19 protein-coding genes are annotated in these 24,606 nt (G+C 69.0%); 10 read left to right on the top strand and 9 right to left on the bottom strand.

What is annotated here, in order from left to right; translation table 11 throughout:
- The first annotated feature begins 34 nt into the window (after positions 1–34).
- Entirely contained in the window at positions 35–1,015 is a 981-nt protein-coding gene (locus ACFY10_RS42855) for a RecB family exonuclease (protein ID WP_390670764.1), read from the top strand.
- 14 nt (positions 1,016–1,029) lie between these two features.
- The gene (locus tag ACFY10_RS42850; RefSeq protein ID WP_016434400.1) at positions 1,030–1,701 is read left to right on the top strand and encodes a response regulator transcription factor; all 672 of its coding nucleotides are present in this window, start codon (positions 1,030–1,032) and stop codon (positions 1,699–1,701) included.
- A 68-nt stretch (positions 1,702–1,769) separates the two neighbouring features.
- Here the strand turns inward: ACFY10_RS42850 and ACFY10_RS42845 are convergent, their stop codons facing one another.
- The 4 genes from ACFY10_RS42845 to metH form a co-directional block, all read right to left on the bottom strand.
- Positions 1,770–3,350 carry an ABC transporter substrate-binding protein gene (locus ACFY10_RS42845; RefSeq protein ID WP_390670763.1) on the bottom strand — a complete coding sequence of 527 codons (1,581 nt, stop codon included), beginning with the start codon at positions 3,348–3,350 and terminating at the stop codon, positions 1,770–1,772.
- Between the two features lie 68 nt (positions 3,351–3,418).
- Positions 3,419–5,023: an ABC transporter substrate-binding protein gene (locus tag ACFY10_RS42840; protein WP_390670762.1), complete on the bottom strand. Its 1,605-nt coding sequence runs from the start codon at positions 5,021–5,023 to the stop codon at positions 3,419–3,421.
- A gap of 463 nt (positions 5,024–5,486) precedes the next feature.
- A complete protein-coding gene (locus tag ACFY10_RS42835; protein WP_390670761.1) occupies positions 5,487–6,182 on the bottom strand; it encodes an HAD family hydrolase in 696 nt (231 codons plus the stop codon).
- Between the two features lie 185 nt (positions 6,183–6,367).
- Positions 6,368–9,883 (bottom strand): methionine synthase, encoded by a 3,516-nt coding sequence (gene metH, locus ACFY10_RS42830; protein ID WP_390670760.1) that lies wholly within the window; start codon positions 9,881–9,883, stop codon positions 6,368–6,370.
- Positions 9,884–10,178: 295 nt separating this feature from the next.
- Here metH and ACFY10_RS42825 point away from each other — a divergent pair, with 295 nt between their 5' ends.
- The 5 genes from ACFY10_RS42825 (at position 10,179) to ACFY10_RS42805 (ending at position 16,113) form a co-directional block, all read left to right on the top strand.
- Positions 10,179–10,943 carry an IclR family transcriptional regulator gene (locus tag ACFY10_RS42825; RefSeq protein ID WP_123964029.1) on the top strand — a complete coding sequence of 255 codons (765 nt, stop codon included), beginning with the start codon at positions 10,179–10,181 and terminating at the stop codon, positions 10,941–10,943.
- Between the two features lie 375 nt (positions 10,944–11,318).
- Entirely contained in the window at positions 11,319–12,119 is an 801-nt protein-coding gene (locus tag ACFY10_RS42820) for an MIP/aquaporin family protein (RefSeq protein WP_390670759.1), read from the top strand.
- A 79-nt stretch (positions 12,120–12,198) separates the two neighbouring features.
- Positions 12,199–13,740 (top strand): glycerol kinase GlpK, encoded by a 1,542-nt coding sequence (glpK, locus tag ACFY10_RS42815; RefSeq protein WP_123964031.1) that lies wholly within the window; start codon positions 12,199–12,201, stop codon positions 13,738–13,740.
- A gap of 52 nt (positions 13,741–13,792) precedes the next feature.
- Positions 13,793–15,409, top strand: a complete 1,617-nt coding sequence (locus ACFY10_RS42810) for an FAD-dependent oxidoreductase (protein ID WP_390670758.1) — start codon at positions 13,793–13,795, stop codon at positions 15,407–15,409.
- A 191-nt stretch (positions 15,410–15,600) separates the two neighbouring features.
- Positions 15,601–16,113: a hypothetical protein gene (locus ACFY10_RS42805; protein WP_390670757.1), complete on the top strand. Its 513-nt coding sequence runs from the start codon at positions 15,601–15,603 to the stop codon at positions 16,111–16,113.
- Positions 16,114–16,116: 3 nt separating this feature from the next.
- Here the strand turns inward: ACFY10_RS42805 and mtnK are convergent, their stop codons facing one another.
- From mtnK to ACFY10_RS42785, 4 genes are read right to left on the bottom strand one after another with little or no spacing between them, the layout of a single operon-like run.
- On the bottom strand, positions 16,117–17,277 hold the full coding sequence (gene mtnK, locus ACFY10_RS42800; protein WP_390670756.1) for an S-methyl-5-thioribose kinase: 1,161 nt from the start codon (positions 17,275–17,277) through the stop codon (positions 16,117–16,119).
- 23 nt (positions 17,278–17,300) lie between these two features.
- Entirely contained in the window at positions 17,301–18,347 is a 1,047-nt protein-coding gene (locus ACFY10_RS42795) for an ABC transporter permease (RefSeq protein ID WP_390670755.1), read from the bottom strand.
- Between the two features lie 37 nt (positions 18,348–18,384).
- A complete protein-coding gene (locus ACFY10_RS42790) occupies positions 18,385–19,941 on the bottom strand; it encodes a sugar ABC transporter ATP-binding protein (protein ID WP_390670753.1) in 1,557 nt (518 codons plus the stop codon).
- Complete coding sequence (locus ACFY10_RS42785) at positions 19,928–21,025, bottom strand: substrate-binding domain-containing protein (protein ID WP_390670752.1); 1,098 nt, start codon at positions 21,023–21,025, stop codon at positions 19,928–19,930. Before ACFY10_RS42785 ends, ACFY10_RS42790 begins: the two co-directional genes overlap by 14 nt.
- Before the next feature lie 528 nt (positions 21,026–21,553).
- Here ACFY10_RS42785 and ACFY10_RS42780 point away from each other — a divergent pair.
- The 3 genes from ACFY10_RS42780 to mtnB are packed head-to-tail and all read left to right on the top strand — an operon-like array spanning position 21,554 to position 23,480.
- Complete coding sequence (locus ACFY10_RS42780; RefSeq protein WP_390670751.1) at positions 21,554–22,153, top strand: acireductone dioxygenase; 600 nt, start codon at positions 21,554–21,556, stop codon at positions 22,151–22,153.
- Positions 22,150–22,875: an acireductone synthase gene (gene mtnC / locus ACFY10_RS42775; RefSeq protein ID WP_390670750.1), complete on the top strand. Its 726-nt coding sequence runs from the start codon at positions 22,150–22,152 to the stop codon at positions 22,873–22,875. Before ACFY10_RS42780 ends, mtnC begins: the two co-directional genes overlap by 4 nt.
- On the top strand, positions 22,872–23,480 hold the full coding sequence (mtnB, locus tag ACFY10_RS42770; RefSeq protein WP_390670749.1) for a methylthioribulose 1-phosphate dehydratase: 609 nt from the start codon (positions 22,872–22,874) through the stop codon (positions 23,478–23,480). The genes mtnC and mtnB overlap by 4 nt, the downstream gene beginning before the upstream one ends.
- Before the next feature lie 82 nt (positions 23,481–23,562).
- On the opposite strand, the gene mtnA is transcribed toward mtnB, so the two are convergent.
- Positions 23,563–24,594 (bottom strand): S-methyl-5-thioribose-1-phosphate isomerase, encoded by a 1,032-nt coding sequence (gene mtnA / locus ACFY10_RS42765; RefSeq protein WP_390670747.1) that lies wholly within the window; start codon positions 24,592–24,594, stop codon positions 23,563–23,565.
- Between the last annotated feature and the right edge of the window lie 12 nt (positions 24,595–24,606).

The following is a 24,606-nucleotide window of genomic DNA, read 5'->3' as shown; positions in this document are numbered from 1 at the left end:
GTCACTGTCAGTGGCGGGCCGTAAGGTCTGGGGCATGGAGACGAGCGCGGAGGGCGGGGCTCAGGCCCCCAGCGGCGATACGGCGCAGGCGGATGCGCCGGTGGCGGTGGAACCGGCGGCAGCGGCGCCGGTTGTCGGCACGGCGGGCACGGTCCCGCGCGTCGCCATAGCCCCCGCCAGTCTGTCGCCCTCGCGCGCCAGTGACTTCATGCAGTGCCCGCTGCTCTACCGGTTCCGCGTCATCGACCGGCTGCCCGAGAAGCCGAGCGAGGCGGCGACCCGGGGCACGCTGGTGCATGCGGTGCTGGAGCGGCTCTTCGACGCCCCGGCCGCGGAGCGGACCGCGCCGCGCGCCAAGTCCCTGATCCCGGGGCAGTGGGACCGGCTGCGGGAGACCCGGCCGGAGGTGGTGGAGCTGTTCGAGGACGATCCGGAGGGCGAGCGGCTGGCGCGCTGGCTCGGCGAGGCGGAGCAGCTCGTCGAGCGCTGGTTCACTCTCGAGGATCCGACCCGGCTCGAGCCGGCCGAGCGGGAGCTGTTCGTGCAGGCCGAGCTGGACTCGGGGCTGATGCTGCGCGGGATCATCGACCGGGTCGATGTGGCGCCCACGGGCGAGGTGCGGATCGTCGACTACAAGACGGGCAAGGCGCCCCGGCCCGAGTACGCCGAAGGCGCACTGTTCCAGATGAAGTTCTACGCCCTGGTGGTGTGGCGTTTGAAGAACGTCGTGCCGAGGCGGCTGCAGCTCGTGTATCTCGGCAGCGGGGACGTTTTGACCTACGACCCCGTCCTCGCCGACCTGGAGCGCGTCGAGCGCAAGCTGCTCGCGCTGTGGGAGGCGATCCGGCAGGCGACGGAGTCGGGGGACTGGCGCCCGCGCCCCACCAAGCTCTGCGGCTGGTGCGACCACCAGGCGCACTGCCCGGAATTCGGCGGTACTCCCCCGCCCTATCCACTGCCGGTGAGGGCGGCCGAGTCGGTTGATGTCGGTCAGGGCAGAATGGGGCCGGACTAGCGAAGGAGACTTACGTGGCCATCCGCGTCCTACTGGTCGACGACCAGCCGCTGCTGCGTACCGGGTTCCGGATGATTCTGGAGGCCGAGCAGGACATCGCGGTCGTCGGCGAGGCCGGAGACGGCCTCCAGGCTCTCGATCAGGTGCGGGCGCTGCAGCCCGATGTGGTTCTGATGGACATCCGCATGCCGCGGATGGACGGGGTGGAGGCGACCCGGCAGATCACCGGGCCCGGGCGGGACGGCCCGGCGAAGGTGCTGGTGCTGACCACGTTCGACCTCGACGAGTACGTGGTGGAGGCGCTGCGGGCGGGTGCCAGTGGCTTCCTGCTGAAGGACGCGCCTGCCAATGAGCTGGTGCAGGCGATCCGGGTGGTGGCCGGCGGCGAGGCCATGCTGGCGCCGAGCATCACCCGGCGGCTGCTCGACAAGTACGCCACGCATCTGCCCTCCGGGGACGAGCCGGTGCCGGACACGCTGCACACGCTCACCGATCGCGAGGTGGAGGTACTGAAGCTGGTGGCCCGTGGGCTGTCCAACGCGGAGATCGCCGCAGATCTGTTCGTCAGCGAGACCACCGTCAAGACGCACGTGGGACATGTGCTGACCAAGCTGGGGCTGCGTGACCGGGTGCAGGCCGCGGTGTATGCGTACGAGAGCGGGCTGGTGCGTCCCGGCGCGCAGTAAGTCGTTTTACATACGCATCGGGCGCTGCTTCCTCCTAGGAGGAAGCAGCGCCCGATGCAATGTACGGCTCAGTCCTTGCTGAGTTCCCAGAAGCGGAAGACCGTCGAGGCGTCGAGGCAGTACTCGAGGCCGTAGACGTTCTCGCGGGTGACCGCGTACTGCTTGGCCTGCCAGACCGGGAGGACGGGCAGCTGGTCGGCGACGATGTCCTGCAGCCTGCCGTAGTCGTTGTCGGTCGCGGCGCGGTCGCTCTCGGCGGCGGTGCGCGGGATGAGCGTGCCGGTGATCGTGCTGTTGCTGTAGTTGTTGCTCAGCACGTTGCCGCGGCCGAAGAAGGGGGCCGTGAAGTTGTCGGCGTCCGGGTAGTCGGGCACCCAGCCCTTCACGTACACGCCGTACTTGCCCTTGGCGATGTCCTTCTCGTACTGGTCGAAGGCGACGGACTTCACGTCGGCGTCGAAGAGACCGCTGGCGTTGAGCTGCTCCGCGATCGCCTTCAGCTCCTGGTCGGTTGCCGGGCCGTAGCGCGACGGGGTGGACCAGAGGGTCAGCTTGACCTTGCCGGTGATGCCCTCGGCCTTCAGGGCGGCGGCGGCCTTGGCCGGTGAGGGGCTGGCGCCGTAGGTGTCGAAGAAGGCCGTGTTGTGGCCTGCGATGCCCGCCGGGATGATCGAGTACAGCGGGGTGGCGGTGCCCTGGTAGACGTTCTTGATGAGGGCGTCGCGGTCGAGCAGGTAGGCGATGGCCTTGCGCACGCCGAGCTTTCCGGCGACCGGGTCCTTCATGTTGAAGACCAGGTGCTGGACCTCGGCGCTGCTGCCCTCGACGACCTCGGCCTTGGAGCTGTTGTCGGCGTTCTGGATGTCGGCGATGTCGCCCGCGCTGAGGCCTCGGTAGGCGATGTCGATCTTGTTGTCGAGCAGTGACTTCTTCAGGGCGGACGAGTCGCCGTGGAAGAACTTCAGCGTCACGCCGGAGTTCTTCACCTTCGCGGTGCCCTTGTAGTTCTCATTGACCGAGAAGACGGCCTGGTCGTCGCCGAACGAGTCCAGCTTGTAGGGGCCGGAGCCGACCGCCTTGCCGTCCTTGCGCAGTCCGTTCGCGTCGTACTGGGTGTGGTCGACGATGGAGCCCGCACCGGAGGCGATCTTGCTGGGGAAGGTGGCGTCGGGCACCTTCAGCCGGAAGCGGACGGTCTTGGCGTCGGGCGCCTCGACCTTGTCCAGCATGGGGAACATGATCGCCGGACCGGCAGCGTCGTTGATCTTGAGCATGCGGTCGAAGGAGAACTTGACGTCCTCGGAGGTGAGCGAGTCACCGTTGCTGAACTTGAGGCCGTCCTTCAGCGTGCACTGGTAGACCTTGGTCGTCGCGTCGGTGAAGACGCATGACTTGGCTGCCTCCGGCTCGGGCTCCGTGCCTCCGTCGGGGAAGCTGAGCAGCGACTGGAAGACGTTGTTGAACAACAGCCAGGAGCCCGGGTCGTAGCCGGAGGCGGGGTCGGTGGCCAGGACGTCGTCCGACATTCCCATGACAATGGACGCCCCGCTCCCTCCGGAGTCTCCACTGCTCGTTCCGCAGCCGGTCAAAAGCCCGGAGGCCAGCCCCGCCACTACGGGCAGGACTGGCCACTGGTTACGCATGTTCACTGCATGTGCCTTCTCGTCGGGTTCGGGACCCCGGAGCCACCGTCCCTGGGCCCCGGGCACGAGAGAGATCAGCCGCTCACGCCACGGCCGAGCTCCCACAGTTGAAGGGTCGAGGAGGAGTTGAGCGCGTACGCGGTCCCCGTCACGTCGCCGCGGGCGGCGACGTACTGCTTGCCCTGCCACAGCGGCAGGATCGGGACGTCGTCGGCGACGATGTCCTGGATTTCCGTCAGGTTGGAGGAGGCGGCGATGCGGTCGGCCTCACGGCGGGACGCCGGGATCAGCGTGTTGATGATCTTGCTGTTGCGGTACGGCGACTTGAGGAAGTTGTCCTTGTCGAGGAACGGCGCGAGGTAGTTGTCGGCGTCCGGGAAGTCCGGGAACCAGCCCATGCCCCACACGTCGTACTGGCCCTTGCGCTCGGCCGGGACGAACTTCGACCAGGGCGAGCCCTGGATGGTGACGTCGAACAGGCCGCTGTCGTTCAGCTGCTTCTGAAGGATCTCGAATTCCTTCTTGGTGGCCGAGCCGTAGTGGTCGGTCGTGTAGTGCACCGTCAGCTTGACCGGCGTGGTGATGTTCGCGGCGGTCAACAGGGCCTTGGCCTTGGTGGTGCTCGGGTCGCCGTACTTGTTGAAGAACGAGTTCGAGTGGCCGGTGATGCTCGCCGGGACCAGCGAGTAGAGCGGCTCGGCCTGGGTGCCGTACACCTTGGAGACGATCTCGCCGCGGTTGATCAGCTGGGCCATCGCCTGGCGGACGGCCTTGGTCTTCACGGTCGACGCATTGGTGTTGAAGGCGAGGTAGCGGATCTCCAGACCCGCCATCTCGACCAGGTCCTCGTTGCTGTCCGTGCCGGCGGACAGCTTCTGGATCTGCTCCGGCGACATCGTGCGGGTCATGACGTCGATGTCACCCTGGTCGAGCGCCTTGCCCATCGCGTCGGCGTCCGCGTAGGAGATCATGTCGACCTTGGAGTTGTTCACCGTCAGCGTCCCCTTGTAGTTGGGGTTCTTGGTGAACGTGGCCTTGACGATCTCGTCGTTCTTGACGTCGGCCGAGAGGGTGTACGGGCCGGAGCCGTCCACGTCGAAGCCGTCGCGCAGCTTGTTCTTCTCGTAGTCGTCGGGGTTGATGATGCCCGCGACCGGAGTCGACAGCTTGTACGGGAAGGTGGCGTCCGCGGTCTTGAGGTGGAAGATGACCTGGTTGTCACCCTGCGTCTCGACGGTGTCGACGGTGTTCAGCAGGGCGGAGACGCCGGAGTCGGCCTTGATGGCGCGGGCGCGGTCGATGGAGTACTTCACATCGGCCGCGGTGATCTTGTCGCCGTTGGCGAACTTCAGGCCGTCGCGCAGCGTGCAGGCGTAGCGCTCGTTGCCCGAGTCGGTGAAGCCGCAGCTCTGCGCGGCCTCGGGCACCGGGTCGCCCTCGCCCTTCGGCTGGATCATCAGGGTCTGCACGGTCTGGCGCAGGATGTTCCAGGTGCCCACGTCGTACGCGTACGCCGGATCGAGCGGCGCCGGTGCGTCCTTCGTGGCGGTGAACCGGTCCGTGGTGCCGACGGCGATCGCGTCCCCACCGCTGCCGCTGCTGTCGGAGCCCCCACAGGCGGCGAGCACGGGCGCGAGCAGGCCGACCACGGCCGGCAGCACCAAAGTCTTGCGGTTCATGCTCGTGTTTCTCCAGAGCTGTGCTAGTCCGTGTATCCGGCATGCAGGGGTGTCGCGGCGGATCACGGGGGTAGAGGCGTTGGTTCTCGCGACGAGATTAGTCCGCACCTGCACGGCGGTTCGCAGTCACCGGAGTTGAGCCCCCATCACGCAGCGAAACCGGTTGCGGACAGACCGAAAACCCGACAGGGGAAGGATTCGTGCAGCGTTCCACCAATCGGGACACAAGGGCACGTCCTCGCACCCCGAAAAGGGGTGAAGAGCACACGTCGTACGACCTGTCGAGCTCCGGATGAGTGGGGAACCTCACATCCCCAATGGCGGGGATCGGCACCGGAATTCGGCCATCCACCGCACTTCGAATTCCCTCGTACACCAGCACTGGGAATTCATGTCCTATCGGCGCTGCACGCTGGGTGAACGCTCAGCGCATTTCCGTCATCAAGTGGCGATCAGAGGACGATCAGAGGGTGATCAGTCCGCGCAGAAATGCCAGGTCGACGTCTTCCAGGGAGGTGACGACGGTGCGCCGGACGGCGGGGGCGATGGGGGCGACGGAGGGCACCGCAACCACGTGACAGCCCGCGGCCTCGGCCGACGCGACGCCGGTCGCGGTGTCCTCGACGACCGCGCATCTGGTGGGATCCACGCCGAGTCCGGCGGCCGCGGCCAGGTAGGGGTCGGGGTGCGGCTTGGTGCGGGGCACCTCGTCGCCGGCCACCGACAGGGCGAAGTGCTGGGGGCCGAGCGAGCTGAGCACGCGGTCGATGATGCGCCGGTGGGAGGCCGAGACCAGGGCGGTGGGGATCTCGAACTCGGAGAGCTCGGCGAGCAGCCTGGCGGCGCCCGGCATCAGCGGCAGGGCGCGGTCGATGCGGTCCTCGAAGCCCTCGTTGAGCAGCACCGTGAGCTCGGCGAGGGCGATGTCGGCGCCGGTGGCCTCGATCAGGAACCCCGCGCTGCGGGTCATGGGACCGCCGACCACGACATGGCGCCAGGTGTCGTCGAGGGTGTGGCCGAGGCCGGCGAAGACCTCGACCTCGACGTCCCACCAGAAGCCCTCGGTGTCCACGAGGGTTCCGTCCATGTCGAGGAGCACGGCCTGCAGGGCTGAGCCTTCGGCCGTACGGGTTCCGAGCGCGGGGACCGTACTGGTCATCCGGGCGCACCTCCTTGAGGGGCGATCAGGCCGGTTCCCGCGCGGGGAACCGGCCTGCAGTGGACCGACCAGTGTACGGCTGTCGCGACCGAAACGCCTCGTTTATTCGGCGTGGTCCGGGGCACACCGTGGATACCGCCGGGGGATGCCCTGACGTGCGCCGATGTGCCCTCGGGTGGGTCTGGTCAGCGGGCGTTGAAGTACTTCGCCTCGGGGTGGTGGATCACGATCGCGTCCGTGGACTGCTCCGGGTGCAGCTGGAACTCCTCGGAGAGGTGGACGCCGATGCGCTCCGGCTGGAGCAGGTCGGCGATCTTGGCGCGGTCCTCCAGGTTCGGGCAGGCGCCGTAGCCGAGGGAGAAGCGGGCGCCCCGGTACTTCAGGGCGAACATGTCCTCCATCTCGCTGGGGTCCTCGCCGGCGAAGCCCAGCTCGGAACGCACGCGCGCGTGCCAGTACTCGGCGAGCGCCTCGGCCAGCTGGACGGACAGGCCGTGCAGTTCGAGGTAGTCGCGGTAGGCGTTCGCCTCGAACATGCGGGCCGTCTCCTCGCCGATCCGCGAGCCGACGGTGACGACCTGCAGGCCGACGACGTCGGTCTCCCCCGCCTCCTGCGGGCGGAAGAAGTCCGCGAGGCACAGCCGGCGGCCGCGGCGCTGGCGCGGGAAGGTGAAGCGGGTGCGCTCGTTGCCGTGCTCGTCCAGGATGATCAGGTCGTCGTCCTTGGAGACGCACGGGAAGTAGCCGTAGACGACGGCCGCCTCGAGGAGGTTGTCGGTCTGCAGCTTGTCCAGCAGACCCCGCAGCCGCGGCCGGCCGTCGGTGTCGACGAGTTCCTCGTACGTCGGTCCCTCGCCGGTGCGGGCCTGCTTGAGGCCCCACTGGCCCTTGAACAGGGCGCCCTCGTCCAGCCAGCTCGCGTACTCCTTGAGCTGGATGCCCTTGATGACGCGGGTGTCCCAGAAGGGCGGGGTGGGGATGCGGTTGTCGGTGGCGACGTCGGAGCGGACGTGGCCCTCCTCGGGGCGTTCCTCGACCGCGACTGCGGCCGCCGCGCGGACCCGGCGCTGCTTGAGTTCCGGCAGCTTCACCCCGGGTACGCCCCGCTTGACGCCGATCAGCGCGTCCATCAGGCGCAGGCCCTCGAAGGCGTCGCGGGCGTAGCGGACCTCGCCCTCGTACAGCTCGTGCAGGTCCTGCTCGACGTAGGCGCGGGTGAGGGCGGCGCCGCCGAGGATGACCGGGAAGTCGGCCGCCAGGCCGCGCTGGTTGAGCTCCTCCAGGTTCTCCTTCATGATCACCGTGGACTTGACCAGGAGGCCGGACATGCCGATGACGTCGGCGCGGTGCTCCTCGGCGGCTTCCAGGATCGCGGAGACCGGCTGCTTGATGCCGAGGTTGACGACGTTGTAGCCGTTGTTGGACAGGATGATGTCGACGAGGTTCTTGCCGATGTCGTGCACGTCGCCGCGCACGGTCGCCAGCACGATGGTGCCCTTGCCCTCGGCGTCGGACTTCTCCATGTGCGGTTCGAGGTGGGCGACCGCGGCCTTCATGACCTCCGCGGACTGCAGCACGAACGGCAGCTGCATCTGGCCGGAGCCGAAGAGCTCGCCGACGACCTTCATGCCGTCCAGGAGCGTCTCGTTGACGATGTCGAGGGCCGGGCGGTCCTGGAGGGCCGCGTCGAGGTCGGCCTCCAGGCCGTTGCGCTCGCCGTCGATGATGCGGCGCTTGAGGCGCTCCTCCAGCGGCAGGGCGGCCAGCTCCTCGGCCTTGCCCGCCTTCAGGGACTTGGCGGTGGCGCCCTCGAACAGGGCCATCAGCTTCTGGAGGGGGTCGTAGCCCTCGGTGCGGCGGTCGTGGATCAGGTCGAGGGCCGTCTGGACCTCTTCCTCGCTGAACCGGGCGATCGGCAGGATCTTCGACGCGTGCACGATCGCCGAGTCCAGGCCCGCCTTGACGCACTCGTCCAGGAAGACGGAGTTGAGCAGGATGCGGGCGGCCGGGTTGAGGCCGAAGGAGATGTTGGACAGGCCCAGCGTGGTCTGTACGTCCGGGTGGCGGCGCTTGAGTTCGCGGATCGCCTCGATGGTGGCGATGCCGTCCCCCCGCGACTCCTCCTGGCCGGTGCAGATGGTGAAGGTCAGGGTGTCGATGAGGATGTCCGACTCGTGGATGCCCCAGTTGCCGGTCAGGTCGTCGATGAGCCGCTCGGCGATCTCGACCTTCTTCTCGGGGGTGCGGGCCTGGCCCTCCTCGTCGATGGTCAGCGCGATCAGTGCGGCGCCGTGCTCCTGCGCGAGCTTGGTGACCTTCGCGAAGCGGGACTCGGGGCCGTCGCCGTCCTCGTAGTTGACGGAGTTGATGACCGCGCGGCCGCCGAGCTTCTCCAACCCCGCCTGGATGACGTCGACTTCGGTGGAGTCGAGAACGATCGGCAGGGTGGAGGCGGTGGCGAAGCGGCCGGCCAGCTCCTCCATGTCGGCGACGCCGTCGCGGCCGACGTAGTCCACACACAGGTCCAGCATGTGGGCGCCCTCGCGGATCTGGTCGCGGGCCATCTCCACACAGTCGTCCCAGCGGGCGGCCAGCATGGCCTCGCGGAACTTCTTCGAGCCGTTGGCGTTGGTGCGCTCACCGATGGCCAGGTACGAGGTGTCCTGGCGGAACGGCACGGTCTGGTAGAGGGAGGCCGCGCCCGGCTCGGGCTGCGGGTGGCGCTCGGTCGGCGCGAGGCCGCTGACCCGCTCGACGACCTGGCGCAGGTGCTCGGGGGTGGTGCCGCAGCAGCCGCCGATGAGGGAGAGGCCGTATTCGCGTACGAAGGTCTCCTGGGCGTCGGCGAGCTCCGGCGCCGTGAGCGGGTAGTGGGCGCCGTCCTTGCCCAGGACCGGGAGGCCCGCGTTGGGCATGCAGGACAGCTGGATGCGGGAGTGGCGGGCCAGGTAGCGCAGGTGCTCGCTCATCTCGGCCGGGCCGGTCGCGCAGTTCAGACCGATCATGTCGATGCCCAGCGGCTCCAGCGCGGTGAGCGCGGCACCGATCTCCGAGCCGAGCAGCATGGTGCCGGTCGTCTCCACAGTCACCGACACGATCAGCGGGACCTGGTACCCGGCCGTGTCCATCGCCCGGCGGGCGGCCAGGACGGAAGCCTTGGTCTGCAGCAGGTCCTGCGTGGTCTCGACGAGCAGCGCGTCCGCGCCGCCGGCGAGCAGGCCCTCGGCGTTCTGCTGGTAGGCGTCGCGGATGGCGTGGAAGGTGGTGTGGCCGAGGGTGGGCAGCTTGGTGCCGGGTCCCATCGAACCCAGTACCCAGCGCTGCCGGCCGTCGCGTGCGGCGAACTCGTCCGCCGTCTCGCGGGCGATGCGGGCACCGGCCTCGGACAGCTCGGCGACGCGCTCGGGGATGTCGTACTCGCCCAGGGCGGTGAGGTTCGCGCCGAAGGTGTTGGTCTCCACGCAGTCCACGCCCGCGTCGAAGTACTCGGAGTGCACCGAGCGGACGATGTCGGGGCGGGTCACGTTGAGGACCTCGTTGCAGCCCTCCAGCTGCTGGAAGTCTTCCAGGGTGGGGTCCTGCGCCTGGAGCATGGTGCCCATGGCTCCGTCGGCGACCACCACCCGGGTGGCTAGCGCCTCGCGGAGCGCGGACACACGGGTCCGGCTGTCGGCGGAAGGGGTCAGTGGCAACGAGGCCATGAAGGGGCTCCCTTAGGGTGCGACGGCTGTCGGCTTTGCGCGGTCCGCGGAACTCTCCGCGATGGGCGCACCTCGCCAGGGTAACCGGGGTCGGCCGGGGATGGTCAGGGGCGTCCACGGGGCGGACGTGGATGACGGGCAGGCCACTCGCGGGATACGAGTGACACAACACAACCCGACGGATGCGGACCGACCATTAGCGGGAGGTCGTCATCGACCGGTAGTGTTCGACATTGCCGAACAGCGGCAGCGGCGTCGCACGTCGACGGTCGAAGGGGACGGAGGCAGCACGGCGATGGCACGGAACATCCAGTCGCTCGAACGGGCGGCCGCGATGCTGCGGCTGCTCGCGGGCGGCGAGCGACGGCTCGGCCTCTCGGACATCGCCTCGTCACTGGGCCTCGCCAAGGGCACCGCCCACGGGATTCTGCGCACCCTCCAGCAGGAGGGCTTCGTCGAGCAGGACGACGCCTCCGGGCGCTATCAGCTGGGCGCCGAACTGCTGCGCCTGGGCACCACCTATCTCGACGTGCACGAGCTGCGGGCGCGCGCCCTGGTGTGGACGGACGACCTGGCCCGCTCCAGCGGGGAGAGCGTGTATCTCGGCGTCCTGCACCAGCAGGGCGTCCTGATCGTGCACCACGTCTTCCGGCCCGACGACAGCAGGCAGGTGCTGGAGATAGGGGCCATGCAGCCCCTGCACTCCACGGCCCTGGGCAAGGTCCTGTCGGCGTACGACCCGGTGGCGCACAGCGAGGCGATCGAGGCGGACCGCAAGCCCTTCACCGACCGGACCGTGTGCGAGCTGGAGGACTTCGAGCACATCCTCGACATGTCACGCGCGCGTGGCTACGCGGCCGACGTCGAGGAGACCTGGGAGGGCGTCGCGTCCGTGGCCGCACCCATCCACGACCGGCGGCGGATGCCGGTGGGCGCGGTGGGCATCACCGGCGCGGTGGAGCGGCTGTGCCGGGACGGCGAGCTGCGCCCGGAGCTGATCGCCGCGGTGCGGGACTGCGCCCGTGCGGTGTCGCGGGATCTGGGCGCCGGGCGGTTCTGACAAGCACAGCGGGACGCAGGAGGAGGCCGGGACGTCGGACGACGTTCCGGCCTCCGTCGCACCCGGACACCGCCGCACCGACCGCCCGGTCGGTACGCACTGCGCTTGTTACCGGGCCGTACGCATCTGACCTGCAAGATCGACAGCTCGCGGCAATCGGTAACGATCGCATTTTCGCCAACACAGCCCTTGACGCACACCTGACGCCGGAGCAAGACTCCCGTCCATCGGTCGGCATTGTCGAACACCTACCGGCAATACGCGCTAGAGTGTGACAACGCCAAGGGCCGGCATCGCTCTCACCCCCGAGGGCAGCTCGAACTCCCGGAGGGACCCGGGGTTCGGTCCCCTGGACGAAGGACAAAGGAGTCGCGGGTGTCCAGCTCCGACATCTTCATCGGCGAGACCATCGGTACCGCCATACTCATCCTGCTCGGCGGCGGCGTCTGCGCCGCCGTGACGCTGAAGGCCTCCAAGGCCCGTAACGCCGGCTGGCTGGCCATCACCTTCGGGTGGGGCTTCGCGGTACTCACGGCGGTCTACACCTCGGCGCCGCTCTCCGGCGCCCACCTGAACCCGGCCGTGACGCTCGCACTCGCGCTCAAGAAGAACGGCATCGACTGGAGCGACGTCCCGATCTACTGGGGCGGGCAGCTGCTCGGCGCCATGATCGGTGCGGCTCTGGTCTGGGTCGCCTACTACGGCCAGTTCCACGCGCACCTCACCGACAAGGAGATCGTCGGCGGTCCGGGTGCGCAGGCCACGGCCGCCAAGGCCGTCGAGGCGCAGGAGAAGGGCGCCGGCCCGGTCCTGGGCATCTTCTCCACCGGCCCCGAGGTCCGGGTCGCCTGGCAGAACGTCGCCACGGAGGTCATCGGCACCATCGTGCTGGTGCTCGCGGTCCTCACGCAGGGCCTCAACGACAGTGGCAAGGGCCTGGGCGTCCTGGGCGCCCTGATCACCTCGCTCGTCGTCGTCTCCATCGGTCTGTCCCTCGGCGGTCCGACCGGTTACGCGATCAACCCGGCCCGTGACCTCGGTCCGCGTGTCGTGCACGCCCTCCTGCCCCTGCCCAACAAGGGCGGTTCCGACTGGGGGTACGCCTGGGTCCCGGTCGTCGGTCCCCTGATCGGCGCCGCGCTCGCTGCAGGCATCTACAACGTCGCTTTTGCTTAAGAGCACCAGCCTTCACCGCACTTAAACAGCACCGCGCCGTACAGACAGCCCTCCCTCCAAGGAACTTCAGGAGCACACAGTGACCGACGCCCACACCGCCGGCCCGTTCATCGCCGCGATCGACCAGGGCACCACCTCTTCCCGCTGCATCGTCTTCGACCGCGACGGACGTATCGTCTCCGTCGACCAGAAGGAGCACGAGCAGATCTTCCCGAAGCCGGGCTGGGTCGAGCACAACGCCAACGAGATCTGGACCAACGTCCAGGAAGTCGTCGCCGGAGCCATCCAGAAGGCCGGCATCACCCGTGACGACATCAAGGCCATCGGCATCACCAACCAGCGCGAGACCACGCTGCTCTGGGACAAGAACACCGGTGAGCCCGTCCACAACGCCATCGTCTGGCAGGACACCCGCACCGACGCCCTGTGCAAGGAGCTCGGCCGCAACGTCGGCCAGGACCGCTTCCGCCGCGAGACCGGCCTTCCGCTGGCCTCCTACTTCGCCGGCCCCAAGGCCCGCTGGCTGCTCGACAACGTCGAGGGCCTGCGCGAGCGCGCCGAGGCGGGCGACATCCTCTTCGGCACCATGGACACCTGGGTCATCTGGAACCTGACCGGTGGTGTCGACGGCGGCAAGCACTACACCGACGTCACCAACGCCTCCCGCACCATGCTGATGAACCTGCACACGCTGGAGTGGGACGAGAAGATCGCCGAGTCCATCGGCGTCCCGCTGGCGATGCTGCCGGAGATCCGCTCCTCCGCCGAGGTCTACGGCGAGATCAAGGGCGGCAAGCTGGGCGACCTGCTCGGCGGCATCCCGGTCGCCTCCGCGCTCGGCGACCAGCAGGCGGCCCTGTTCGGCCAGACCTGTTTCGCGGAGGGCGAGGCCAAGTCGACGTACGGCACCGGCACCTTCATGCTGCTGAACACCGGCGAGAAGATCATCAACTCGTACAGCGGCCTGCTGACCACCGTCGGCTACCGCATCGGCGACGACAAGCCGGTCTACGCCCTCGAGGGCTCGATCGCCGTCACCGGCTCGCTGGTGCAGTGGATGCGCGACCAGATGGGCCTGATCTCCACCGCCGCCGAGATCGAGACGCTCGCGCTCTCGGTCGAGGACAACGGCGGCGCCTACTTCGTGCCGGCCTTCTCCGGTCTGTTCGCCCCGTACTGGCGCTCCGACGCCCGCGGTGTGATCGCCGGTCTGACCCGGTACGTCACCAAGGCGCACCTCGCGCGCGCCGTCCTGGAGGCCACCGCCTGGCAGACCCGTGAGATCACGGACGCCATGACCAAGGACTCGGGCGTCGAGCTCGCGGCCCTCAAGGTCGACGGCGGCATGACCTCCAACAACCTGCTGATGCAGACCCTCTCGGACTTCCTGGACGCCCCCGTGGTGCGCCCGATGGTCGCCGAGACCACCTGCCTCGGCGCCGCCTACGCCGCCGGTCTCGCCGTCGGCTTCTGGACCAGCACCGACGACCTGCGTGCCAACTGGCGCCGGGCCGCCGAGTGGACCCCCCGCATGGACGCGGACACCCGCGACCGTGAGTACAAGAGCTGGCTCAAGGCCGTCGAGCGGACGATGGGCTGGCTCGAGGACGAAGAGAGCTGACGAGGACTCCTTCAAGGCCCTCGAAAGCTCTGATGAGGAGTAAGAACCCGAAATGACCAGTCAGACCACCCTGCAGTCCGTGCCTGCCCTCGGTACGCGCCCGGCCTCCGGCTCCAACCCGAGCCGCGCCGAGACCCGGGAGCAGCTCGCCAAGGCGTCGTACGACCTCCTCGTGATCGGCGGCGGCATCCTGGGCATCTCCACCGCCTGGCACGCCGCGCAGTCCGGCCTCAGGGTGGCGCTGGTCGACGCCGGCGACTTCGCCGGCGCCACCTCTTCCGCCTCCTCCAAGCTGCTCCACGGCGGTCTGCGCTACCTGCAGACCGGCGCGGTGAAGCTGGTGGCGGAGAACCACTTCGAGCGCCGTGCGGTCTCTCGCCAGGTGGCCCCCCACCTGGCGAACCCGCTCACGTTCTACCTCCCCGTGTACAAGGGCGGGCCGCACGGCGCTGCGAAGCTCGGGGCGGGCGTCTTCGCCTACTCCGCGCTCTCCGCGTTCGGTGACGGCGTCGGCCACCTCCTGTCCCCCGCCAAGGCGGCGCAGGACGTGCCCGAGCTGCGCACCGAGAACCTGAAGGCCGTCGCCGTCTACGGCGACGACCAGATGAACGACGCGCGCATGGCGCTGATGACGGTCCGCGCGGCCGTCGAGGCGGGTGCCGTCGTCCTCAACCACGCCGAGGTGACCGGCCTGCGGTTCACCAAGGGCCGCGTGACCGGTGCGGACCTCAAGGACCGTACGACCGGTGACGAGTTCGGCGTCAACGCCCGTCTGGTGCTCAACGCGACCGGCCCCTGGGTCGACCACCTGCGCCGTATGGAGGACGCGAATGCCGCTCCGTCGATCCGGCTGTCGAAGGGCGCGCATCTGGTCCTGAAGCGGACCTCCCCCTGGAAGGCCGCGCTGGCGACCCCGATCGACAAGTACCGCATCACGTTCGCCCTGCCCTGGGAGGACATGCTCCTTCTCGGTACGACCGACGAGGAGTTCGAGGGCGACCCGGCGGACGTCGCGGTCACCGAGAAGGACATAGCCCAGATCCTGGACGAGGCCGCGTTCTCGGTCCGGGACCAGCAGCTGAGCCGTGACCTGATCACGTACTCCTTCGCGGGTCTGCGGGTGCTGCCGGGCGGCCCCGGTGACACGGCGAAGGCCAAGCGCGAGACCGTGGTGACCGAGGGCAAGGGCGGGATGCTGTCCGTCGCGGGCGGCAAGTGGACGACCTTCCGGCACATCGGCCGTACGGTGATGCAGAAGCTGGAGGCGCTGCCGGGCGCTCCGCTGGGCGACGACTTCGAGCCCATCTCCTCGCTGCCGAAGAAGCTGCCGCTGCCGGGAGTTGCCAACCCCCGGGCCGTTGCCCACCGTCTGTTGGTCGACAACCCGGCGCCGGGACCTCGCATGGCGGCGGACACGGCCAAGCACCTTGCCACGCATTACGGTTCGCTGGCCTTCGACATCGCGCGCCTGGCGAACGACAACCCGGAGCTGGGCGAGCGCGTCCACCCCGACGCGCCGGAGATCTGGGCGCAGGTCGTCTACGCCCGGGACAACGAGTGGGCCGAGACGGCGGACGACGTGCTGCGCCGTCGTACGACGCTGACGATCCGGGGTCTGGCCACGGACGAAGTCCGCGCCAAGGTCCAGGACCTGCTCGACAAGAAGTGACCTGCTCGGAAACGAAGCAGACCTCGCGCCGGCCCATTCCCTGACCAGGGCCGGCACGACCGGGAACGGCTCCTCTCCCCTAGGGGGCCGGATCCGCGAAGAGGGGCGACTCCATGCCGACGGAGCCGCCCCTTTTCGCGTGCGCGCGATATTCAGCGGCGCCCGACCCCGGCTGTGCCTATGGTGCCGGTGTGACGATCACGGACGCCGAGATGGCCGCCCAACTCGCGCCGGGCGGATTCCTCTTCCTACGGCGTCTGGGCGAGGACGAGGTACCTCCCTACCCCTTGCCGCCGATGTACGGTCCCGCGAGTGCACTGCCCGAACATGGGCGGTTCGACTCGCCACCGGTCGACATCGACGACCCGGACTTGCCGACCCTGGTCAAGGAGAGCTGGTTCCGGATGGCGAACGAGTACGGACTCCTCGACGACGACCGTGAGTTCCTGCTCGGAGTCGACTACGCCGACCCCGAGGATGTGAACCGGGAGTGGGCCTGGGCGCAGGTGCGGCTCCTCAACGAGTGGAACCTGGGCGGTGGTGACGACGGTCCGTTGCCGCCGTGGATGAGGTTCTACATGGGGAGACGTTTCGTACCCGAGTTCACCGTGATGGCCCTGGACGGCCGCATGATGATGAACACCACCTTGTGGGGCAACGGCAGGGTCAGCACCATCGCCATCTGCCCCACCAGGATGTCCTGACCGTCAGACGAGCGCCCGGATGTGCGCGGGCGTGGCCAACTCCTCGCGCCGCACGATCAGTTCACGTCCCAGCAGCAGTGCCCGCCGCGACGCCGGTACCGGGTCGGGCAGGGTCGTCAGGTCGGTCAGGTGGGCGAAGCCGATGATGCGGCGGATGATTTCCGTGCCGGCGTAGCCGAGGGACTCGGTCCAGACGCGGCGCAGGAAGCGGTCCAGGTAGGCGTCGTCGAAGAACGTGTCGACCCGGGTCGGCCACAGGCGGCGGAATTCGGTCTCGAACGCCTCCCAGGAGAGGCGGAGTTGGTCACCGTGGTCGCTCAACCCGCCCAGCGCCCGGGCCCGCTCCTCCGACACCAGCGCGTTCGCCCAGTACAGGCCGAGGTCGAAGCCGATCGGGCCGACGAAGGAGAACTCGGGGTCGAAGACCTGGACGACGGGGGCGCCTTCGCGGGTGCCGACCATGATGCTGCCGGTGTGCAGGTCGCCGTGGAGGAGGGCCTGGGCGCTGGTCATGAAGGTGTGGCGGAGGTCTGCGACCTCCGTGCGCAGCCGGGCGTCGGCGCGGAACTCCGCCGCCAGGTCGTCCAACCCCTCGTGCCAGTGGTTGTGTTCGTGCTCGATGTACGGCTCGGAGAGGACCACGTCCTCGGTGATCTTGCAGAGCTCGGGGCTGACCGATGCCGCGATCAGGGCCTTGCGATCCGCCGACTCCATGCCGAAGTCGCTGGTGGCGAAGGAGAACTGGGCGACGAACTCGCCGATCCGCGCCGATGTGTGCGGGCCGTACGCTGCGCCCTCGTTGAGGAGCGTGCGCAGGACCTCCAGGTCGGACATGTCCTCCATGACGAGGGCGTAGTTCTCGGGGTCGTAGCCGTGGATCGCCGGGATCTTGTCGGGGGCGACCTTGGCGACCTGCTCGTAGGCGCGGGCCTCGGCGTCGGCGCGGTCCGGGTTCATCGGCCAGGAGGGGCCGGCGACACGGACCCAGGGCAGCGCCTGCTTGACGGCGACGCTGCGGGTGCCGTCGGCGGAGGAGGCCAGGAAGACCCGGTTCATGTTGCCGTCGGAGACCTCGCGGACGCGGATGTCGCTCACGTCCTCCCAGTGGCCCCGCTCGTGCAGGTAGCCGGGGATGTCGTCGGTCTCCAGGATGCGGTAGCCCATCGCAGAAAACTCCTCGAACTTCCTTATGCGGTACGGCGCTTGGACAACGTGAAGCTGAAGACGAGGGCGAGGATCAGTACCGCGCCCTCGACGACGTCCTGCGTGTAGTACGGCAGGCCCTTGATCGTCAGGCCGGTGGTGATGATGCCGATGAGGACCGCGCCCAGGGCCGTGCCCCAGACGTTCGGACGGCCCCTGCCGAGGACGGACGTGCCGACCAGCGCCACCGCGACCGCCTCCAGCAGCTGCGAGGTGCCGGCGGAGACGTCGCCCTGGCCGATGCGGGACGCCAGGATCAGGCCGCCGACGGAGGCGAGGACGCCGGAGATGACGTAGGCCAGCGCTCGGTAGGCGCCGACGCGGATGCCGGCCAGTCGGGAGGCTTCGGGGTTGGCTCCGATGGCGTACAGGATCCGGCCCCAGCGGGTGCGGGCGAGGAAGACCCACGCGGCGATCGTCAGGCCGCCGAAGATCAGGACGGAGATGGGGATGCCGAGGACCGACCCCCGATCGATCTTCAGGAAGCCCGCGGTGAACCTGCCGGGCGCGGTCGAGCCGTCGGACATCGTCATGCCGGGGGTGATGGACTGGCCGTCGACCAGGATGAGTTTGCTGCCCTGGATCACGAACATGGTGCCGAGGGTGGCCAGCATGTCGGGGATTTTGAGCACGACGATGAGAAGTGCGTTGAGCAGGCCCGCGAGGGCGCCTGCCGCGAGTACCGCGATGATGGCGACCGTGCCGATCTGGTTGTGGACCACCATCGTCTGGGCTGCGACCGAGACACCCAGGCCCGCGACCGCGCCGACGGACATGTCCATTCCGCCGACGGCCATGGTGAGGGTGACACCGAGGCCGAGGATCGCGGCCACGGAGACGTATCTCAACGTGTCCAGGAGCGTCGCCGACTCGCGGAAGGAGCCCTCGCTGAGGGCGAAGTACAGGAAGAGCGCGACCGTGACGAAGATGAAGCCGTACTTGATCACGGCGTTCTGGACGCGCACGGCGGTGGAGGTCGCGGGCGGGATCGCCGCCTTGACGGGGACCTCGGTGCTCTGGCTGGTGGTCATGGGTGGTTGCTTCCTTCGGCGGCGACAGCGGCGGGTGTCACACCGACGCCGAGATGGTCTGGATGACGCGGTCGCGCTCCGCGTCCTCGCCGTATGCGTCGAGGTGGATCTCACCGGCGGCGAGTACGACGACCCGGTCGGCGATCTCGAGGATCTCGTCCACGTCGGCGGACAGGACAAGGACGGCGGAGCCCTCGGCGGCCAGGGCGCGGGCCCGGCGGCCGATGTCGCGGCGAGCGCCGATGTCCACGCCTCGGAACGGCTCGTCCAGGATGAGGACACAGGGTGTCTCGGCGAGCCAGCGGCCGACGACGACCTTCTGCTGGTTGCCGCCTGAGAGTTCCTCCACGGTGCTGTGCTCGTCGCGGGTGACGACACCGAGGGCGTCGATGATGTCGCGGCCCAGCGCGTCCTCCTTCGCCGAGTTCACGAGCCCGAGCCGGGACAGCGACTTCAGGAACGGCAGCGAGATGTTCTGCGCCAGCGACCAGCCGGGGACGAGCGCGTCGGCGTGCCGGTCCTCGGGGACGAGGTGGATGCCGCCGCGGATGGCGTCGGCCGGGCGCCGCGGCTCGTACGGCTTGCCGTCGAGTTCTACCGTGCCAGCGGTGAAGGGTTCGGCGCCGAACAGGCCGCGGGCCAGCTCGGTCTTGCCCGCGCCCAACAGACCTACGACGCCGGTGACTTCGCCGGTGCGCAGGTCGAGGTCGAGGGGTGCGCGCCCCTCGAAGAGTCGTACTCCTCGGAGGGACAGCACGACCTCTCCCTCGGTCCCTTCCCGCACCGGGCGAGCCGTCGTCGCCTCCTCCGCCTGGGCGAGCATCGCGCGCAGGGCGGCGTCCCAGTCGAAGGGCCTGGCCTGGTCCTCGGTGAGACGGCCGTCTCGGAGTACGACCAGGCGGTCGGCCAGCGCGTCGATCTCGCCGAGGCGGTGGGAGACGTACAACACCGCGATGCCGTCGTCCCGCATCTTCTCGACGAGCGCGAACAGCCGCTCTGCCTCGGCGGCGGAGAGCGCGGAGGTAGGCTCGTCGAGGATCAGCAGGCGGGGGTGGGTGGCCAGGGCGCGGGCGAGGATGAGCAACTGGCGGTCGGAGATGCCGAGTTCGCTCACCTCCTTCTTCAACAGCGCGTCGCTCCAGTCGAGGCCGAGGCCCGCCTGGATCCCGCGGGCGCGGGCCAGGACCTTGCCGCTGTTGAGGAATGGGTTGCCCCGCTTCTGCGCCAGCTCCTCGAAGACCAGGTTCTCGGCGACCGTGAGGCCGGGCACGATGCCTTCGCCGATGCGCTGGTGCACCGTCTGGATGCCCAACTGACGGGCCGCAAGGGGTGATTGGAGAGCTGCGGGCTCCCCTGCGACCCGCACCTCCCCGCCATGGTCCGTGTGCACACCGGACAGGATCTTGATCAGCGTGGACTTGCCGGCACCGTTCGCACCGAGCAGCGCGACCACGCTGCCCGGTGCGATGTCGAGGGAGACGGAGGCGAGCACCGTCTTGCCGCCGAAGGCCATGCTGACGTCGGTCAGGCTGACCGCGGGCACCACGGACTCGCCGCCGGGGCGCCCGTCAAGTCCCGTGTCAGTGGGCGACATTGGGAATCCAGTCCGCGGTGCTGATTTTGGACAGGTTCAGCGCGGGCAGGGCCGTGCGCAGCTGGTCCATGTTCTCGATCTTGTTCTTGCGCAGGAAGTCCTGGGTGATGGCGACGGCCGGGAAGGAGACCGTGCCCTTGTTCAGCTGTCCGGCCAGCTCCAGGGCGGCCGTACGGACGACGGCGGCGCCGACCGCGGACGGGTCGGTGCCCGCCGTGGCGACCCAGGGGCTGTTCGCCGCGGTCATGTTCTGGATGTCGGCGTTGGAGACGTCGGCGCCGAACACCTTCACCTTGCCCTGCAGCTTCTTGTTCTGCACGGCGAGGACCGTGCCCTTCGCCAACTCGTCGTAGGGGGCGAAGATGCCGGTCACGTCGGAGTGCTGGGTGAGGGCGGCGGAGACCAGGGGAACGTTGTCGGTTGCCGTGGAGTCGGTGACCTTGCCGACCTTGAACTGCTGCTTCCAGCCCTGGGCGTCGACCGTCGACTTCCAGACGGTGTTGCGCTTGTCGAGGGCCGCGTAGCCCGCCACGTTCACATAACCGACCTTGGCGTTCTTGCCGACCGACTTGGCCATCACGTCGAGGACGGCCTGGGCCATGCTCGCGTCGTCCTGCTCGGTGGAGACGACACCCTTGGTCTTGGTCTCGACGTCGTAGACGACGACCTTGATCCCCTTCTTCACGGCCTTGTCGATCTCCGGCTGGATGGTCGCCGGGAAGCCGTGGTCGATGATGATCGCCTGCGCGCCGGAGTTGATGGCCGAGGACAGGTCGGTGGCCTGCTTGGCGTTGTCGGCCTGGGCGTCGTACGTGGTCAGGTCGATGCCGAGGGCCTTGGCCTGCGCCTTGGCGCCGTTGCCCCACTGCTCGAAGTAGTCGCCTGCGCCGCTCTGTCGGACCAGTGCCACCTTGACCGTGCCCTTGCTGAAGGGGGCGGGCTTCTTGCCGGTGGCGGCGGAGGCCGAGGCCGCGGTGTCGCCGGTGTTCTTCGAGGCGTCCGTGGACTGCGAGCAGCCCGCGAGCAGGAGCGCGGAGGCGGAGGCCAGCGAGAGCGCGGCAAGGGGGAGGCGGGTACGGGACATGAGGGGGCTCCAGGTGCAAGGGGTGGCGCAGAGGGGACGAAGCGGTGCTTGAACCGGAGCAGGGCATGGAATGCGCCAACACGCAGAGAGGTGGCGAACGCACGCCCGGGCAGGGCGCGGCGGGGCTCCGGGGAGGGTCAGCGACAGCTGGCCGTGGTCGACCGGAGCAGGTCCACGTACAGCCGCCGCACGAGCAGCAGCATCTTCATGCACAGATCATGAGAACGATTTCAGCCATGCGTCAAAGGGATGAATGCGCTTTCTCAATTGTTGAGACAACGACTACGTCACACCTGATCGCCGTGTCCTCGGGAGTTACCATCGCCTGACCGGCACCCGACCCGGCACAGTGAGGCCCTGATGACGACCCCTCGCGCGACCGCGCTGCTCATGCCCTGCATGCGCCGCTGTCCCGGCGCGCTGTGTCGCGGCTGAATCCCTGTTCGCCGAAGTCCTCCTTTCCTCCCCGCCCGTCCGGTGCTTGTCTCGGTATCCGGACTTCCCTTCCAGACTCCTGGAGTTGCTGCCATGACCCTGCTGACGACCTGGTCCGAGTCCGGTCCGGAGACCCTCGTGCGCCGCACCGCGGACCCCGCCGAGATCGCCGAGGCGCTCAAGCCGCTCGGCGTGCGCTACGAGCAGTGGCCGGTCCGCGAGGACGTCCCCTTCGACGCGGACAGCGAGACCGTCTTCGCCGCCTACGGCCCGGAGATCGACAAGCTGAACGCCGAGGAGGGCTTCACCACCGTCGACGTGCTCGGCCTGCACCCCAGCGACGACCCGGAGTTCCCCGCGAAGGCCAAGGCGGCCCGCGAGAAGTTCCTGCAGGAGCACACCCACGACGACGATGACGAGGTCCGCTTCTTCGTCTCCGGCTCCGGCATCTTCTACCTGCACGTGAACGGCGAGGTGCACGCGGTCTTCTGCGAGAAGGGCGACCTGCTGGGCGTGCCGCGCGGCACCACGCACTGGTTCGACATGGGCACGAAGCCGTCGTTCACCGCGATCCGGTTCTTCCACGAGGAGGACGGCTGGATCGGGAACTTCACCGGGTCCACCATTGCTTCGCGGTTCCCGGACTACGACACGATCGCGGCCGGGTATGCGGCGGACAAGGGTGCAGTGTGACATTGCACTACGACGTGGACGCCGTGGTACTCGACATCGAGGGCACCACGAGCGCCACGGGTTTCGTCGTCGACGTGCTGTACCCGTACTCGCGCTCCCGCTTCGGCGCCCTGCTCTCGGAGCGGGCCGACGATCCCGAGGTGGCGCGGGCGGTCGCGCAGGTGCGGGAGGAGCTCGGCGAGCCCGCCGCCGACGACGTCCGCATCGAGAAGGCGCTGAACGCCTGGCTCGACGAAGACCGCAAGGCAACCCCGCTGAAGACCCTCCAGGGCGTCATCTGGTCCGAGGGCTTCGCGCGCGGGGACCTCGTCTCGCACTTCTACGACGACGTCGTACCGGCGCTGCGCGCGTGGCACGCGGCGGGCCTACGGCTGTACGTCTACTCGTCCGGGTCGGTGGCCGCGCAGCGGGCGTGGTTCGCCTCCAGCCCCGAGGGCGATCTGCTGCCGCTGGTCTCGGGGTTGTACGACACCGAGAACGCGGGGCCCAAGCAGGAACCCGAGTCGTACGGCCGTATCGCCGCGGCGACCGGCATCGCGCCGGACCGTCTCCTCTTCCTCTCCGACCGGCCGGGCGAACTGGACGCGGCCCGCTCGGCCGGCTGGCATGCGGTCGGGATCCGGCGGCCCGGGGAGCCGTACTTCGAGCAGGGTGTCGGGGACCACGCGCAGGCGGGGACCTTCGACGAGATCAGCATCAGCACTTCCAGGAGCACCACATGACCGACGGCATCAGCGCACTCGACCTGGAGGAGGCGGGGGCGGTGCTCGCCGCCGAGTCCGCCCGTTTCGCATCCTTCGGCTGGATGCGTGGCACCTCCGGGAACCTGTCCGTGGTTCTCTCGCGCGAGCCGCTGCGCCTCGCGGTCACCGCGAGCGGACACGACAAGGGCGAACTGACGCCCGCGGACGTGGTGTTGGTGGACGGCCAGGGGGCGGCCGTACAGGGCGGGAAGCCTTCAGCCGAGGCCGAGCTGCACGCGCGTGTGGCCGCGCTGACCGGTGCGGGTGCGGTGGTGCACGTGCACACCGTCGCCTCGGTGGCGATGGGCAAGCGCGAGCCGGGCGGGGTCGTCTTCAAGGACCTGGAGATGCTGAAGGGGGTCGGGCAGCCGGCGCACGACGTCGAGGTGACGCTGCCCGTCATCGTCAACAGCCAGGACATGAAGGTGCTCGGGGACCGGCTGGAGGCGGCGCGGAATCCACGGATGCCGGCCGTGGTGGTCGCCGGGCACGGGCTGTACGTGTGGGGGGACGATCCACGGCAGGCCCGCCATCACACCGAAGTGGTCGAGTGGCTGCTGGAGTTGGAACTCACAGAGCGCTGACACACGGCACACAAAGAAGGGCTCCCCGAGTTCGGGGACCCCTTCTTTTTTCTTTCTGCTTCAGGTGGTCGGCGGGTTCTTTCTACTTCAGGTGGTCGGCGGGCAGTTGACCGGATGCCACTTCCAGCACGCCGCGCTCGGTGACCAATCCGGTCACCAACCGCCCGGGCGTCACGTCGAACGCCGGGTTGTGGCCGCGCGACTTTGCGGGGGCCACGCGCACCCCGCCCCACTCCAACACCTCGGCCTCGCCGCGGAGTTCGATGTGGATGTCGTCGCCGGTCTTGGTCGCGAGGTCGACCGTCGTCGTGGGCGCCGCCACCAGGAACGGGATGCCCGCATCCGCACAGGCCAGAGCCACGCCCACGGTGCCGACCTTGTTCGCGGTGTCGCCGTTCGCCGCGATGCGGTCGGCGCCGACGATCGCCGCGTCGACCTCGCCGCGCAGGATGGTGCCGGCGGCGGCGCCGTCGGCCTGGACGTAGTGCGGGATGCCCTCCTGGACCAACTCCCAGGCGGTCAGGCGGGATCCCTGGAGCAGGGGGCGCGTCTCGTCGGCGTACACGACCTCGAGGCGGCCGCGCGCGTGCAGTTCGCGGACGACGCCGAGTGCCGTGCCCCAGCCGGCCGTCGCAAGGGCGCCCGTGTTGCAGTGCGTGAGGATGCGCAACGGCCGCTCCACGCCGACCCGTTCGAGCAGCCAGTCTGCGCCGTACGCGCCCATGGCCCGGTTGGCCTGGACGTCTTCGCGCTGGACCGCGGCGGCCTCCTCCAGCACCGCTTCGAGACCCTCGCCGAAGCGGGTCATGACCCGGTCCACGCACACCATGAGGTTGACGGCGGTGGGCCGGGCCTCGCGGACACGGGCGACTGCCGCGCGCGTCTCGGCCTCGGACCAGCCCTCCCGCTCCCCCTGCAGCAGCGCGAGCGCGACGCCGTACGCTCCCGCCGCCCCGATCGCGGGCGCGCCGCGCACCACGAGGCGCTGGATCGCGTCGACCAGGGTGTCCACATCGCGGACATCCATCGTTTCGGTGCGGTGCGGGAGCAGGGTCTGGTCGATCAGCGCGAGGCCTGTTCCGGTCCAGTGGACGGCGCGCAATTCCTGGGACATGGCGGACACTCC

The organism is Streptomyces sp. NPDC001401 (assembly GCF_042895385.1).
In the GTDB taxonomy this organism is placed as follows: domain Bacteria; phylum Actinomycetota; class Actinomycetes; order Streptomycetales; family Streptomycetaceae; genus Streptomyces.
The sequence above is the reverse complement of the archived record's forward strand: the minus strand, read 5'-3'. Positions and strand labels throughout refer to the sequence as shown.